At 31.1% G+C, this 16,653-nt stretch carries 12 protein-coding genes and 1 tRNA gene; 4 read left to right on the top strand and 9 right to left on the bottom strand.

Features of this window, described 5'->3' with window-relative positions:
- Nucleotides 1-25: 25 nt before the first annotated feature.
- From uvrB to BUB65_RS04660, 4 genes are all read right to left on the bottom strand, one after another.
- Nucleotides 26-2,014: an excinuclease ABC subunit UvrB gene (gene uvrB, locus BUB65_RS04675; RefSeq protein ID WP_073072796.1), complete on the bottom strand. Its 1,989-nt coding sequence runs from the start codon at nt 2,012-2,014 to the stop codon at nt 26-28.
- Entirely contained in the window at nt 2,007-3,668 is a 1,662-nt protein-coding gene (locus BUB65_RS04670; RefSeq protein WP_073072793.1) for an Rqc2 family fibronectin-binding protein, read from the bottom strand. Before BUB65_RS04670 ends, uvrB begins: the two co-directional genes overlap by 8 nt.
- Nucleotides 3,669-3,751: 83 nt before the next feature.
- Nucleotides 3,752-5,596, bottom strand: coding sequence for an ABC transporter substrate-binding protein (locus BUB65_RS04665; protein WP_073072791.1), 1,845 nt, complete (start codon nt 5,594-5,596; stop codon nt 3,752-3,754).
- A gap of 121 nt (nt 5,597-5,717) precedes the next feature.
- Nucleotides 5,718-6,932 (bottom strand): hypothetical protein, encoded by a 1,215-nt coding sequence (locus BUB65_RS04660; protein ID WP_073072789.1) that lies wholly within the window; start codon nt 6,930-6,932, stop codon nt 5,718-5,720.
- A gap of 92 nt (nt 6,933-7,024) precedes the next feature.
- Between BUB65_RS04660 and BUB65_RS04655 the strand changes: the two genes are divergently transcribed.
- The 4 genes from BUB65_RS04655 (at nt 7,025) to mfd (ending at nt 11,655) form a co-directional block, all read left to right on the top strand.
- Nucleotides 7,025-7,099 (top strand) — tRNA-Val (locus BUB65_RS04655).
- 78 nt (nt 7,100-7,177) lie between these two features.
- Nucleotides 7,178-7,633, top strand: a complete 456-nt coding sequence (locus BUB65_RS04650) for a hypothetical protein (protein ID WP_073072787.1) — start codon at nt 7,178-7,180, stop codon at nt 7,631-7,633.
- Between the two features lie 7 nt (nt 7,634-7,640).
- A complete protein-coding gene (locus tag BUB65_RS04645; protein WP_073072785.1) occupies nt 7,641-8,909 on the top strand; it encodes a nucleotidyltransferase in 1,269 nt (422 codons plus the stop codon).
- Between the two features lie 4 nt (nt 8,910-8,913).
- Entirely contained in the window at nt 8,914-11,655 is a 2,742-nt protein-coding gene (gene mfd, locus BUB65_RS04640) for a transcription-repair coupling factor (protein ID WP_073072782.1), read from the top strand.
- Nucleotides 11,656-11,735: 80 nt separating this feature from the next.
- Here the strand turns inward: mfd and BUB65_RS04635 are convergent, their stop codons facing one another.
- The 5 genes from BUB65_RS04635 to BUB65_RS04615 all read right to left on the bottom strand — a co-directional run bounded on the left by BUB65_RS04635 (nt 11,736) and on the right by BUB65_RS04615 (nt 16,642).
- On the bottom strand, nt 11,736-12,221 hold the full coding sequence (locus tag BUB65_RS04635) for a ferritin (RefSeq protein WP_073072780.1): 486 nt from the start codon (nt 12,219-12,221) through the stop codon (nt 11,736-11,738).
- A gap of 22 nt (nt 12,222-12,243) precedes the next feature.
- The gene (disA, locus tag BUB65_RS04630) at nt 12,244-13,317 is read right to left on the bottom strand and encodes a DNA integrity scanning diadenylate cyclase DisA (RefSeq protein ID WP_073072997.1); all 1,074 of its coding nucleotides are present in this window, start codon (nt 13,315-13,317) and stop codon (nt 12,244-12,246) included.
- A 188-nt stretch (nt 13,318-13,505) separates the two neighbouring features.
- Nucleotides 13,506-14,069 carry a pyridoxal 5'-phosphate synthase glutaminase subunit PdxT gene (gene pdxT / locus BUB65_RS04625; RefSeq protein ID WP_073072777.1) on the bottom strand — a complete coding sequence of 188 codons (564 nt, stop codon included), beginning with the start codon at nt 14,067-14,069 and terminating at the stop codon, nt 13,506-13,508.
- Between the two features lies 1 nt (nt 14,070).
- Nucleotides 14,071-14,949, bottom strand: a complete 879-nt coding sequence (gene pdxS, locus BUB65_RS04620; protein ID WP_073072775.1) for a pyridoxal 5'-phosphate synthase lyase subunit PdxS — start codon at nt 14,947-14,949, stop codon at nt 14,071-14,073.
- Between the two features lie 13 nt (nt 14,950-14,962).
- On the bottom strand, nt 14,963-16,642 hold the full coding sequence (locus tag BUB65_RS04615; RefSeq protein WP_073072773.1) for an acyl-CoA mutase large subunit family protein: 1,680 nt from the start codon (nt 16,640-16,642) through the stop codon (nt 14,963-14,965).
- Nucleotides 16,643-16,653: the final 11 nt, after the last annotated feature.

Here is a 16,653-nt window from a genome sequence, read left to right as displayed (position 1 = left end):
TAGTAGCGCTGCTTCTTTAGCAGCGTTACTTTTTTGAAATACTTTTTAATTTTTCCTTTGCTTCGAAAAGTTCATCTCTTAATTTTGCAGCATCCTCATATCGCAATTCTGCAGCCGCTTTATACATTTCCTCTTCAAGTATTGCTATGTACTCTTCTAAAGATAACGATTCTTTAAGTGATAGTACATTTTGAATTTCTTCTTTGTAAGTTTCTTCTTCTTCCATGAAAGGCTTAAATATTTCAACATTTAAAGGTTTTATAATAGTCTGTGGCTTTATATTATATTTTTTATTATATTCTAACTGTAGTCTTCTTCTTCTGTTAGTTTCTTCAATTGCTCTTTTCATAGCAGGAGTAATCCTATCAGCAAACATTAATACCTTACCATTTTCGTTTCTAGCAACTCTTCCAATTATTTGTATTAAAGTTGTTTCACTTCTCAAAAATCCCTCTGTATCCGAATCCAAAATTGCGACAAGTGAAACTTCAGGTAAATCCAAACCCTCTCTTAAAAGATTTACACCAACAACTACATCTACATCTCCACGTCTAAGTTTCTTTAATACCTCCACTCTTTCAATTGTATCTAACTCTGAATGTATATAAAGTGCGTTTATTCCTATTTCTACCAGATGTTCCGCAAGTCTTTCTGCCATTTTTTTGGTTAATACTGTAATTATTGCTCTTTCACCACGTTGTTTTACTTTAATAATTTCATCTACTAATACATCGATCTGATTCTTTGTCGGTTTTACTTCAACTTCAGGATCAACTAACCCAGTAGGTCTAATTATTTGTTCCACAATTTTTTGTGAATTTCTTATTTCAAACTCTCCAGGAGTTGCCGATACGAAAATTACTTGTGGAATTTTTCTCCAAAATTCTTCAAACTTCAATGGTCTGTTATCAAAGGCACACGGTAATCTGAACCCATATTCCACTAAATTTTTCTTTCTCGAATAGTCTCCATTGTACATTGCTCTTAACTGTGGAACAGTAATATGCGATTCATCAATAAATAATAAATAATCATCTCTAAAATAATCTAAAAGTGTATATGGAGGCTCTCCAGGTTTTCTTCCATCAAAATATCTCGAATAATTTTCTATTCCAGTGCAATATCCCAATGCAGTTAATAACTCTATATCATTTAACGTTCTTTGTTTGATCCTTTCAGCTTCTAGAATCTTACCTTTCCTTTTGAAGTATTTTATCTGTTCTTCTAATTCTTTTAATATCCCATTAATAGCTCTTCTAATTTTCTCTTCTGTAGTGACAAACTCCTTCGAAGGGTATATTATCACTCTATCAAGTTTTTCCATAACTTCTCTATTAATCGGATCAATATGGTATATTGCCTCAACTTCATCACCAAATAACTCTATTCGGATACCCTCATCTTGGTACGTCGGATAAATCTCAATTACATCTCCTCTAATTCTAAAACTTCCAGTTAAAGATACATCTTCCTTTCTCTCATATCCTATTTTTGCTAAATGTTTTGTTAATTTACTTATTTTTATTACATCTCCGACAGTTACCGTAAAATTTAATTCATCAAAATCTCTAGGATCACCACAATTGTATATTGCAGATACACTAGCAACTACTATTACATCCTTTCTTGTCATAATTGCTTTTATTGCGCTCATTCTCATTCGTGCAATAACATCGTTGATATCTGCATTTTTTTCAATATATAAATCTTTGGTTGGAATATATGCTTCGGGTTGATAATAATCATAATAACTAATAAAGAATTCTACCTTATTTTCTGGGAAAAATGATTTAAATTCTGCATATAATTGTGCAGCAAGGGTTTTATTTGGAGAAATAATTAAAGTAGGTTTTTGTATTTCTTCAATAACTTTTGCCATGGTAAAAGTTTTACCACTACCTGTTACACCCAATAACGTTTGTACTCTATAATTTTTCCTTATTCCCTCAACTAATTCTTTTATAGCTTTGGGTTGATCACCAGAGGGTTCAAAATCCGAAAATACTTTAAACATTTTCTAACCTCCTGGGATCCACATATAAAGTTTTGTAATTACTGTATAAAACCATACCTGGTTTTAAATTTTTTGTCTTTCTTACATATTTAATTTTAGTATAATCAACAGGAACATTCGAAGAGTTTTTTCCTTTGCTGTAACCTGCAGCCAACTGAGCAGCAAATAATAACGTATCTTCATTAACAACATTTCCCCCTGTTTTTATTACCACATGAGCTCCAGGCATTCCATGGGCGTGCAACCATATATCTTCGTCGGATGATTTTTTTACCAATTCATCATTTTGTTTATTATTCCTCCCAATTAAAATTGTATAACCATTATATATAATTTTTCGTGGTTCTGATTTTTTTATTTTCCTTTTTTGTTTTTTTTCTTTAATTAATCCTGTTTCTACCATTTCGTTTTTAATTTCTTCTATCTCCTTGATGTCCTGAGCATCATCCAAAGAATACCATAACTGGTAAAGATAATTTAATTCATTTTCTATTTCCTTTTTCCTTTTTTTCAAACCTTTTAGTTTGTTTTTCATCCTATTGTACAATTTAAAATACTTATTTGAATTTTCAATTGGTGTAAGATTTTCGTCGAGAGGTATCGTTATTCTTTCACCAGTTTCCCAATCTTCTAATTCTACTTCCTTTCGAGAATCATCTATTATATAAAAATATGCTTTTAAAAGTTCACCCCATTTTCTAAATTCTTCATACCTCATATTTTTTTCTATTTCATAGTTTAATTTTGATAATATAGTTTCATTTTTTTCTATATTTTTCTCCACAATACTTTCCAAAAAATGTTTTTGTTGAAAAACATAACTTTTTTGTTCATGCCATTCAAAAAATTTTGATATAGCACTATCAGGTTCATCAAACGTTTCATAATCCAATTCCAAATGATTTAATAAAAATGCAGAAATTTCATATGGTTTGTTATTTTCATAATATAAATAAATTTTACCTTTTTGAAACTCATACATTAAATTTTCAATAGTATCTATAATTTTTTTGAGATATTTTACACTAAACTGGTCATCTTCTAAACCACATCTATGTAATACTTCTTTAGCAGTAACTTTTGAAAAACCTTGAATATTTTTAAATATAAATTCAGAAACTCTTCCATTAAAATTTTCGGAGATATTGTACAAATCAACCAAATTTTTAAGAGGATTAACTTTACTCCCAGTATATAAAATAAATGTTTCGCCAGGAATAATATCCCTAAACCTCGTTTTTATTCTTTTATATGCATCTAAAATTTTATTATTTTCAACTATTATTACATTTGAATGTTTTCCCATTATATCAATGTAAACCTCATATACATGCTTTTCACCTATTTCATCATTTTTTTCCAATACTAGTTTTGCCGTCCGTTCAAATTCAATCTGCTCAAATTTTATTATTCTTGAATTTCTTACCCTACTTCTCAAAAAATCAACAAAATAATGTTTTTTAGTATCTTGAGGTATATCCCTTCTTTCAAAGGTTAAATATGAATAGTTTGGATTCAATGATACTTTCAAATCATTTTTAGAAAAACTAAAATACAATACATTTTTTTTAAAATAAATGTTTTTTAAAAAGTTACCTACAATAAATTGTGAATTATTAATAAAAGAATTCATAACAAAACCATCGTAAGGCACAAATTGACCTCCTTTCGCTTAAGTTTAAGTATAACATAAATAAAGCGGCCCATAAAGGGCCGCCATAGAAAAAATCTTAACTATTATTCTTTTCCTTCAAAGTAATATGCGTAGTAATCATCACCTGGTCTCATTGGATTTGGATACCAACCTTTTAACCATTTTCTTTGTACACGTACTCCTATTGGTTGATAAAGTGGTACACTAATTGCGTATTTGACTACAAATTCCTGAACTTTCTTGTAGAGTTCAGCACGTACTTGTGGATCAGTTTCAGCTGCAGCTTGTTCAATAAGATCATCCAAGCTCTTACCACCAAGTTCATCCATTGGTGTACTTACAAATTCTCTAAATTTAGCTCCTTGTCTTGAACTGTAGTCACCTTTTGAATCGTAGTAAGTGAATATAAAGTTATCTGGGTCTGGGAAGTCTGCAAGCCATCCAAGAATAAATATTGGAAGTTCACCACGTTTTGTCGCATCAAGGAATGTTGGCCATTGTAACCCAACTACATCAACCTTAATCTTTGGATTAAGCATTTCAAGATACATTTTTACCATTTCAGCAGTTCTTTGTCTTGCTTCGTTACCTAAGTTATATGCAACACTAAATTTAAATCCTTTTTTCCATGCTTCACCATTCCATGCTTGCATAAGTTCTTGTCTCGCTTTGAACAAATTGAAATCATAAAGTGGAAGTGAAGGATCGAAACCTAGCAATGAATCTGGCAATGCTGTTGGAATTCTCTTACCAAAACCTTTTAATACATCATTGATAAGAGCATCATAATTAATAACGTGTGCTATTGCCTTTCTTGCATGTACATCACTAAAGAAGTCAGGTGGAATACCATTTCCATCAAGTTTTCCACTACCTATATATTTGCTATCTTCTCTAATTGACCAGTTGAAACCAAGAACTGTAACAACTAATGATGGAAGTCCTTCAATTATTTCAATGTCAGGATTTCCTCTTACTTGATCAAGATATTGTGTTGGAATGTATGCAATATCTGCATCACCTTTCTCTAGCATTGCTTTTCTTGTTGAAAATTCATCGACACCCCAGATAATTACCTTTTTGATCTTTGCTGGTTCTCTCCAATAATTTTCATTTGCTTCAAGTATAACTTTTTGTTGTGCCCTATCCCATTCAACAAATTTGTATGGACCAGTACCCATTGCATTTTGGTAAAGTGGAGATTCTTCCTTTTGTTGATCATGCCATTTCCACCATGTAGTTGGTTGCCCATCCCACAATCCTTGTTCAATACACCATTCTTTGTCAAGTATTGCACCCCAACTTGAACCTTGTGCAATAACATTTAAGAATGGTGAATATGGTCTTTTAAGGTGGAATACCACATTATCGCCATCAACTTCAATAGCTGCATCAACTATATCATATACTTTTTTAAATACTTCTTCTGCTCCTGGAAGTGGATTACCATTTTCATCAAACAATTCATCATATGGTTTTCCGGCAACTTCCTCAACCAATTGTGTTACATCCCAAATACCAAATATTGCATACCAGAGCATCCACACAGGGCCACCAGCTGGGTTATAAAGGAGTCCTCTTTCAAAACTGTATTCTACATCTTCAGGTGTTAATTCATCACCATTGTGGAACTTTACCCCTTTCCTTATTGGGAAAATGTATGTTTTTCCGCCATCTTTAATCAAACCGTTTTCAACAGAAGGTACTTCTGTTGCCAATCTTGGTTCAAATTCAGAAACACTTGAACCTTTGTATTGGATAAGATTCTCATATACTTGGTAAATAACCTCACCACTTGCCGTATCATAGGCCAAATGTGGATCAAGAGTATCTGGTTCACCAATTGTTACGTCAACTAAAACGTTTGGATCGGCTGCATATAATACTACAGCTAGCAATACTGCCATCAACACTAACAGTTTTTTCACAAAAATCCCCCCTTTTCTGGAGTAATATAGAAGTACGTTTAATATTATACCACAAGTTTTACAATTTTAGCAAGCATATTAACAAAATTCTACTGAGATTATTCAAATGTTACAAAATCAGTTAAAAATTTGTCATAATGTAATTTAAATAATCTCCTGGTATTTTTATATCCGGTTCAACATAATCCTTAATGTAATTTTCAAAATACCATGTGGGAATTAAAACTTTAAGACCCGTCCATTGCGTTGTAAATTCTTTCATAACCCCATAAAAGTTTACTGGATGTGCTGGTTCTTTTCCAACAATTATACCGAGTTTCCATTTTTTTACAAACGCTAAAACCATTGCTGGTAAAGGATGTGCAATTGACTTATCTGAAATAAAAAATAGTCTCTTATTGGAAAAATTGATCTCATTTGGATAAACATAACCATATTTTTCATATTTTATCAAATTATCACCAAATGCATAGTAAATTTTGTCTGATATATAGTGAGGTTTGTCAGTTATAAACGATAGTAGCATATATACACCACTAAAGTCCCTTACTAAACCTATACTACCTCTCATATCAATTAATAAAGTTTTGACTTCATCTTTTGAAATGTTTTCAAGCAATTCAAGCATTGTGAAAAAATCTTTACCCGCAACATTAAAATGATTAACTTTTAAGATACCAATATCTTTATTAATTTTACGATACTCAAAGGCTTTTAATTTTAACTTTCCTAAATATTCTTGATAGGTAATTGATTCTACAGTTTCTTTGTAAACCATACCTTTAAACTCATATTCAACTTCAAACTTGTTCTTTTTATAAAAATCTGGAATTATAGGGAAAATAAAAACAGCAAAATTATGTTTTTTTATATACATATTTTCCCCTGGCAAACTGGCAGCAAAATCTAAGTATATATCTTCAATATTTTGACCGTTAATTTTTCTAATTATTGCATCATTAGGAATATTACAGGAAGTATTTATCACAACAAAAGAATTATTGAAAAATCTTATATCAAATGGAAGTAACTTAGTAGTTTTATATTGATAAGGAATTTCTAAATAAACATCTGGAAAATAATTTAACTTTTCGCTTAAAAATCGATAAAATTCATATCTGTTCATCATTTTTGAAATTTCCGGAATTTCAATTTTGAAAGAACTGTTAAAAAATCTTCCAATATGATAATTTTCGACTTTAGTTATTACATATTCAATTTCTTTTTGGAGTGTTCTTTTAAAGTATCTATGATACTTAAAAACATACGGTGAAATTAAAAAAATAATAAAAACTATAATTATAAAAATGAATGTGAAATTTAAATATCTTTTCATAAAACACCCCCATATCATTTACATTATATCCAAAAATTGTATAAAAAACAACTTGATTTTAACGCATTTTTGTGCTAATATCTTGATTGTATGGGTGCGTAGCTCAGTGGGAGAGCGCTTCCTTCACACGGAAGAGGTCGCAGGTTCAATCCCTGCCGCACCCACCAAATAGTTTTTAAACAGGGGGCCGGATGGCCCTTTTTGTATGTTAAAATAATATTGAAAATAATATATGAGGTGATAAAATGAAAAACTTTTATTTGTTTTTAACATACGTTTTTGGCACTATTATAGCCTTTCTTGGTCTTCTTATAATAACTTTTTACTTTTCTTTCTCTTACATTTCCCCGTTGATAGAAAGTATTTTTTCTATAAAAATTAATTTAACATATGCTTTATTTTACATTGCTTTATCATTTTTACTCTCAGGTTTTTTTATGGGAATTTACTCAATAACAAAATCTAGCTCTGAAAAATCGAAATTCTGGATTTTCTTTTCTTCGATGTTTGCATTAGGTTCCTTTGGATTTCAACTTTACAAACTTGCAATTCTTGGCCCAACATGGATTGGTATAGAATTTTTCGGAACTAACGGCAACAAACTTGAAGCAATGTATATCTCTGGTATTCTTTTTCTGATAAATTTTTTATCTTTGGTTGTCTCGTTTTCAGTTTTCTGGGCTGAAACAAAGAAGGAGTAAAAAATATATGAAAGTTTTAGGATTAATAGTTGAATATAACCCCATGCATAATGGACATCTGTATCATTTAAATGAAGCAAAAAAATTGATTAATCCAGATTTTACAGTTGCAATAATGAGTGGTAATTTTTGTCAAAGAGGCGAACCTGCAATTGTAAACAAGTACGCAAGAACTGAGATGGCACTTAGAAACGGTATAGATATTGTTTTTGAATTACCAACTGTATTTGCTATCCAAGATGCAGGAAATTTTGCTTTTGGTGCAATTGCTACTTTAGATAAACTAAAATTTGTAACTGATTTTGTTTTTGGAAGTGAAAGTAACGATGTAAATTTCTTGAACCAAATTGCAGAAATTCTATATAAACAACCCCAAAAATTCGATACAATTATTAAAAGAGAATTAAAAAAAGGTCTCTCCTATCCAAATGCTAGGAAATATGCTTTACAAAAATTTCTAAAATTTGAAAATTCCAAAATAGAAAAATTAGAAAAATCGAATGATATTTTAGGGATTGAATATATTCATTCACTTCTTAAACTTAAAAGTAAAATTAAATACCATACTATAAAAAGAATTGGTAGTAACTACAATGAAACAGAATTAAAAGGAAAAATATCTTCAGCAACAGCTATAAGAAATGCAATAAAAAACAACTTGAATTTCTCTGCTACATTACCAACTATTAATTTGAAAATTCTCACAAATGAGTTTGAAAATGGCAGAGGACCTGTTTTTCTAGAATCATTAGAATCTTTCGTTATACCATATTTAAGAACGTTAACACGTGAAAAAATAGAAAAAATATATGGTTTCAAAGAAGGTCTAGATATAAGATTTTTAAAAGCAGCTAGTAATGCTGGAAGCATTCAAGAGTTTTTAGACCTAGTCAAAACAAAAAGATTTACTTACTCAAGGATAAGAAGGTTAATTCTTTATACCTTATTTAACATGAAAAAAGAGTTTGTTGAACTTTCAAACACCTATGGCCCACAATACCTAAGGATATTAGGATTTACAAAAAAAGGACAAAAATTCCTCTCTAACATCAAAAAACATGTTGAAATACCTATAATTAGCACTGCATCTTTATACAAGAAAATATTAAACAAAATAATGAATGACACAGAAAAAGAATGGAAAGTAATTCCAGAACTCTATCTCTGGCAATTTGAAATAGATATTTTAGCAAGTAATATTTACGCTTTCTTTTATCCTAACAAATCTCAAAGAAAATCTGGAATGGACTTTAGAAACCCTATTATAATTGAGTGATAATATGAAGAATACGATTATAATTGTTCCAAGTGAAAAAGATTGTAAACATACTCAATATTTTCGCATTCCTTCATACGATATTTTCCCATTTGAAAATATTCAAAATTCTTGGTTCGTAAAATCTCATAGAATTTATTCTTTATATCTTGCACTTAATAATAAATTAAAAGGTATTGCTACTTTGCATGCCCTTACTCGGTATGTTATGCCTCCCAATGAATTTAAAAAATACATATTCGAATTTAAAGTTGGAGATAAATTTAAATCTCCCGAAAAATTATTTACTGAACTTGGATATGAAAGAGTTTTCAATGTAAGAGAGGGAGGACAATTTGCAATTAGAGGAGAAATTATCGACTTTATTGGAGCCAATGAAGTACCTACAAGAATAGAATTATTCGATAACGAAATTGAAGAAATAAGAGAATTTGATCCATCCACTCAAAAATCTATCAAAAAATTAGATCTTGCTCTAATACTTCCTGCCAAAGAATATATAGGAAATATAACTCATGAAACAATGATAGGAGAAAAATATCAGGGAACTATTTTAGACTACAATGTAAAACTATTAATAACCGATAAAGATAAAGTTATAGACGAGTACATAAAAAAAGAAAGGGAAATAAGAGATTTAATAATTGATCGCAAATTGAGACACAAATACGTAATGTTCTCAGGATTTGATTATCAAAAAATTATCAAAAACATTTCAGGAACTTTTAAACTAAAAAAAGAAGGAGAGAAAAGTAAAAAAACTCAAAAAATTCAAAAAGAACATAATGTACCAACAATTCCAGTGATTTCAGAAGAAGAAATTAAAATTGGTGATATAGTTGTTCACAAGCAATATGGTATTGCAAAATTTTCAGGTATTCGGAAAATCAAAAACAATAATTTTGAAAGAGAATATTTAATACTGGAATACAAAGACTCAAAGTTGTACGTGCCAATTGACAGACTTGACTTGGTTCAAAAATATATAGGTGTAAAAGAAGCAGTTCAAATAGATAAATTAAAAAAGAACTCTTGGCATCGTAGAGTCAAAAAAGCAAGAAAAGAAATTGAAAAAACTGTCAAAGAATTACTTAGGATTAATGCAATCAGAAAAAATACAAAAGGTTTAGTTATTGAAGGAGATCCAGAGCTAGAAAAAGAATTTTCTGATACATTTCCACACATTGAAACTGAAGATCAGTTAAAAGCTATAAACGATGTTATGAAAGATTTATCTTCAGATAAAAACATGGATAGACTAGTAGCTGGAGACGCCGGATATGGTAAAACAGAAGTAGCAATGAGAGCAGCTTTTAAAGTTGCAGTTTCTGGAAAGCAAGTTGCAGTCTTGACACCTACGACAGTTCTTGCCCGACAACACTATGAAAATTTTAAAAAACGGTTTGAAAAATTTGGGTTAAAAGTTGAGTTATACGATAGCTCTTTAACTCCAAAACAAAAACAAAAAGTAATTACTGATGTAAGGAAAGGCATAACCGATATAGTTATTGGCACACATGGTATTTTTAAATCACTAAAATTTTCAGATTTAGGTTTACTTATTATAGATGAAGAACAAAAATTTGGTGTTGAACAAAAGGAAGCATTAAAAAAACTGAGAGTTAATGTAAATATATTGTCAATGAGTGCTACTCCTATTCCTAGAACGCTACATATGGCTTTAAGTGGTTTAAAAGATATGTCTGTCATCAAAACTCCTCCATTCGGCAGAAAACAAATACAAGTTATTGTCAGTAAATATGATCCTAAAATAATAAGACAAGCAATATTAAGAGAAATCAATAGAGGTGGTCAAGTATTATATGTCCATAATAGAGTTAATGACATTGATGAAATTGCAGCTAAATTAAACGAAATTGTTCCCGAAGTTTCCATTGGAATTGCCCATGGTCAAATGTCTAAACGTACTATGGAAAAAACCGTGCATGAGTTTTATAACGGAAATATCGATGTTCTTGTTGCAACAACAATTATCGAAAATGGCATTGATATTCCAAACGCAAACACATTGATTGTAGATGATGCACATAGGTATGGAATTTCTCAGCTTTATCAATTAAGAGGTAGAGTTGGAAGAAGCGATAAGAGAGCTTTTGCATACTTTTTATATTCCGGAAAGCTGAACAAAATAGCTAACGAGAGATTAAAAGCCATAAAAGAAATAGTGGGGCCAGGAAGTGGTTTTCAGATTGCTTTAAGAGATATGGAAATCAGAGGAATAGGAAATATTTTAGGATTAGAACAACATGGCTTTATTAACGATATTGGGTTACATTATTATTTTGAAATTTTAGATGAGATTTTAGATGAACTCCAAGGAAAAGAAGTTTTTAAAATTGAAACAGAAATATCTGGAATGCAAGGTTCAGTTGTCATACCAGAAAATTACATTTATGATCCAGCTGAAAGAATTAGATTATATAGAAGGATTGCATCACTCACTTCAACCGATGAAATAAAAGAAATTAAAGAAGAATTAAAAGATAGGTTCGGAGACATTCCTCAAAGTGTGGAAAATCTTTTAAAATACACAAAATTAAGAATTCTTGCTTCGAAATGTGGAATCAAAAAAATAATTATTGAAGACTCTGGTTTGATTTTATATACCGAAAACACCCTAAACATTAATTTACCTTACATATACAACGAGAAAGAAAAAGCTTATATTATCTATTCAGATGAAGAAAGCTTAATAAAAGAATTGAGTAAAGTTGAACAAGAATAAAACATGGCCTTCTAAAACAGAAGGCCATGTTTATATTTTATATTTCTATTTAAAAAATCACATGTTTAAATATTTAACACTTATCTTTGCCCAAGTTCTTTATCAAGTAAATACATACCATTAGGCGTAGATAAGAGAGCTTTAATCTTAGAAACAATTTCTTCCGTTTGTGCTTCTTCTTCCACTTGTTCATCAATAAACCACTCTAACATACTCATTGTAGCATAATCTTTTTCTTCCATAGCTAATTCAAAAAGCTTATGAATTGAATCAGTAATAAATTTTTCGTGGTTTTTTGCATCTTCAAAAGCTGCAAGTGGCGAATCCCATTTACATTTTGGTTTCTCAATTGCCTGTAATTCTACTTCTCCCCCTCTTTCATATACATAATCATATAATTTCATTGCATGGCCCAATTCTTCATTTGCCTGTTTCTTCATCCAATTGGCAAATCCCTTAAGACCTTCCGAATCAAAATAAGTAGCCATCGATAAATAAAGATAAGCAGAATTAATCTCCTTCTTTATTTGTTCATTCAAAGCTTTTTCTAGCTTTTCGCTTAACATTGTCTCACCTCCATGTTATTTGTTATTTTTGAGAAATTCTATTTCTCATAGAATTAATACTATCAATAATTGCAGCCGCTCTCTTCTCGCCTATCCCTTCAACCTCTTTCAAAGCAGAAAAATCTGCGTTACTCAGTGAAAATACATTTCCAAATGCTTTTACAACGTTATGAGTAATTGTCATAGGTATTTTTGCAATATTTCTTAATAACCTATAACCTCTTGACTGAACATGATAATCATTTAATTGATTTATATTGGCTACATCATCGTAACCCAATAACCGTGCCGTAGATATTGGCCTTCTCTCTTTATAACTTTTCAATGTTTCAATAATTTGTACAGCTTTTTCTTCTATTTCTAAATCTACACTATAATAATCTAACACCAAATTATACAATATATCTTCAACATCAACGACAATTTCTGTCAATTGCATAGAGGCTAATTTGCCTTCTACACCAAGTTCGATAACGTAAGGATCAATTTCATCTTTGATTTTTAGTATCTCTACCCCTTTATTTATTATTTCTACCACATCAATTAAGGTAACTCTATTTTCAATTTCCAGTATATCTATATTCAAAAGCATTTTATCAAAATTTTGCCTATACTTTTCCAATGTATTTAATGCTTGATTAACCCTCGTAATTAAAAAGTTAATATCGTTAATAATATACTTATAATTATTGTAATATAACGAAATTACATTTCTTCGTTTTGATACAGCTATTACTAGCTGCCCCGTTTGTTTAGCCACCCTCTCAGCCGTTCTATGTCTTGTGCCAGTTTCACTAGTAGGGATACTTGCATCAGGTACAAGATGAACATTTGCAGCCAGTATTTTTGTTACATTTTCATCGACAATTATTGCACCATCCATTTTTGCAAGTTCGTAAAGTCTCTCTGGTGAAAAAGGTATATCTAATCTAAAACCTGCCTGCATTATTTCGGCATAATCTTCCATTTTTTCTTCTGAAATAAATACTATTAAAGCTCCAAAATTAGCTAAAACTATATCGTCTAACGCTTTTCTTAATTTCGTTCCAGGTGCTAATAATTTTATCTTTGTTAACAACCCTTGTGGAATTAACATCTCCATCCCCCAATTATATTTTTTCAATATAATTATATCACAACATATTTCGTAAAATAAAATACTTTCTAAAATTTTTAAAGTTTCATCTTGCACTTTTGAACGACACATTTAATATTTAAAAAAATACCCCCTCAAGTCTTATTTTACTGCTTTCGGGGGTATCTTAACTAACTATTTTTTTAATTTTACTTTATCATCTCTACAAAATATTCATGAATTCTTGTATCTACAGTTAATTCCGGATGAAATGAAGCAACTAATATATTTCCTTGTCTTAATAAGATTGGCGAACTATCATATTCAGATAACACTTCTACATCTTTTCCATATTCTATGACCTTAGGTGCTCTAATAAATATTGCTCTAAATGGTTTATCAAAATCTTTAATATAAACATCAGTTTCAAAACTATCCACTTGTCTTCCATACGCATTTCTCTCAACCTTTATATCAATGGCTTTTAAAGAATCTTGTTTAAAATTCACAACTTCTTTAGATAAAACAATCATTCCTGCACAAGTACCAAAAACTGGAAAATTATTTTCTATTTTATTCTTCAATACCTCATAAAAACCTATCATTTTCATAATGCGAATCATTGTTGTAGATTCTCCACCGGGAATAATAAGACCATCAACCAAATCTAATTCTTCGGGCTTTTTCACTACTAAAGCTTCTATCCCCATTCTCTCAAGCACTGCTTTATGCTCTCTAAAATCTCCTTGTATTCCCGAAACACCTATTTTCAACTTACCAACCCCTTTCTTGAAGGTGTACATCTAAGTTTTCTATCTCTAATCCTTCCATTGGTTGTCCAATATCTTCGGATATCTTCAACAACATTTCAGGATCATTCCAATATGTTACTGCCATAACTATTGCCTTTGCCATTTTTGCTGGATCTTTTGATTTAAAAATACCACTTCCAACAAAAACCCCATCTGCTCCGAGTATCATCATTAGTGCTGCATCAGCGGGAGTTGCAACTCCACCTGCCGCAAAATTAACAACAGGAAGCCGACCCAATTTTTTAACTTCCGCTACTAAATTTACCGGAGCCCCAATTTCTTTAGCATAACTTACCAATTCCTCATCAGGCATATTTTGAACTTTTCTAATTTCATCCATAACGGTTCTCATATGTTTCACGGCCTCTACAACATTTCCAGTGCCTGCTTCACCTTTTGTTCTAATCATTGCTGCTCCTTCAGCAATTCTTCTCAATGCTTCTCCAAGATTTCTTGCTCCACAAACAAATGGTACTTTAAAATCCCATTTGTTTATATGATATTTATCATCTGCAGGTGTAAGAACTTCTGATTCATCAATAAAATCAATTCCAAGGGCCTCCAAGATTCTTGCTTCTGCTATATGACCAATTCTAACTTTTGCCATCACAGGAATTGAAACAGCTTCCATAATTTCTTTTATTTTACTTATACTCGCCATTCGTGCAACGCCACCAGCTTTTCTTATATCAGCAGGAACTCTTTCAAGTGCCATAACTGCAACTGCTCCTGCCTCTTCTGCTATCTTAGCTTGTTCAGCAGTGGTAACGTCCATTATAACTCCACCTTTAAACATTTCAGCAAAACCTTCTTTTACCATCCATGTGCCTTTATCAGTCATAATTACACCTCCCTTAAATTATAATCGTTTCGTTATATTCCCCGTATACTTTTCGTAAAACATTACTAATTTCTCCAACTGTCGCATATACTTTTACAGCCTCTATTATATATGGCATTAAATTGTCATTATTAATGGCTGCATTTTCTAAATTTTTCAAAGCTTTTTTCACTTTTTCATTATCTCTATTTTTCTTCAATCTTTTTAACTCTTGTTTCTGTTTTTCCTCAAGTTGAGGATCAACTTTCAAAATTTTTCTCTGTTGTGCTTCTTCATTTACTTTGAATTTATTTACTCCAACAATTATTTCTTCACCATTTTCAACTGCAAGCTGCATTTTGTACGCACTTTCATGAATTTCCTTTTGAACATATCCCATTTCAATTGCTCTAACCATTCCACCCATTGAATCGATTTTATTTATATACTCTTCTGCTCCTTTTTCAATTTCATTTGTCATAGATTCAATAACATAAGAGCCAGCCAAAGGATCAATTGTATCTGCCACACCTGATTCATATGCAATTATTTGTTGCGTTCTCAAAGCAATCATTGCAGATTCTTCAGTAGGAAGGCCTAATGCTTCATCAAAACTGTTTGTATGTAAGGATTGTGTTCCACCAAGTACTGCAGCTAACGCTTGTAAAGTCACTCTAATTATATTGTTAAGAGGTTGTTGAGCTGTTAAAGTTGAACCACCTGTCTGGGTATGAAATCTCAATCTCATTGCCTTTTCATTTGTAACACCAAACCTATATTTCATAATCTTAGCCCACAATCTTCTAGCAGCCCTAAATTTAGCTATTTCTTCCAAGAAATTGTTATGCGCCGCGAAGAAGAAGGAAAGTCTTTGACCAAAGATATTTGGATCAAGACCAGCCTTAATTGCTGTTTCAACATATGCAATTGCATCAGCTAATGTAAAAGCAACTTCTTGAACAGCAGTTGAACCAGCTTCTCTAATATGATAACCACTAATGCTAATAGGATTCCATCTAGGCATATTTTTTGAACAATACTCGAAAATATCAGTGATAATTTTCATTGATGGTTGCGGTGGAAATATATATGTTCCTCTTGCAATATATTCCTTTAAAATATCATTTTGGATAGTTCCCGATAATTTTTCCAGAGGCACTCCTTGTTTTTCGGCAACAACAATATACATTGCAAGTAAAATCGCTGCTGTACTATTAATGGTCATTGAAGTGCTAACTTTATCTAAGGGAATTCCATCAAACAAAACTTCCATGTCTTTAAGCGAATCAATTGCAACCCCAACTTTTCCAACTTCCCCTTCTGCCATTGGATCATCCGAATCATATCCTATTTGTGTCGGTAAATCAAAAGCAACCGACAGTCCTGTTTGACCTTGGGATAATAAATATTTGTACCTTTTGTTTGATTCTTCAGCAGTTCCAAATCCCGCGTATTGTCTCATTGTCCAAAATCTGCCTCTATACATCGTAGGTTGTACACCACGAGTAAACGGAAACTGCCCAGGAAATCCTAAATCCTTTTCATAATCTAAATCTGATACATCTATTGGGGTATACAATCTCTTTATTTCATATCCAGACGTTGAAACAAATTTTTCTTTTCTTTCTGGAAATTTTTGTTTTACTTTTTCAACTTGTGATTCATAGTTTTCCATACCTTTTTCTATTCTTTCTAATTCTTCCTTTTCGAACATTTTAATACCCC

It is taken from the genome of Thermosipho atlanticus DSM 15807 (genome assembly GCF_900129985.1).
Classification (GTDB): Bacteria; Thermotogota; Thermotogae; order Thermotogales; family Fervidobacteriaceae; genus Thermosipho_A; species Thermosipho_A atlanticus.
The sequence above is the reverse complement of the archived record's forward strand: the minus strand, read 5'-3'. Positions and strand labels throughout refer to the sequence as shown.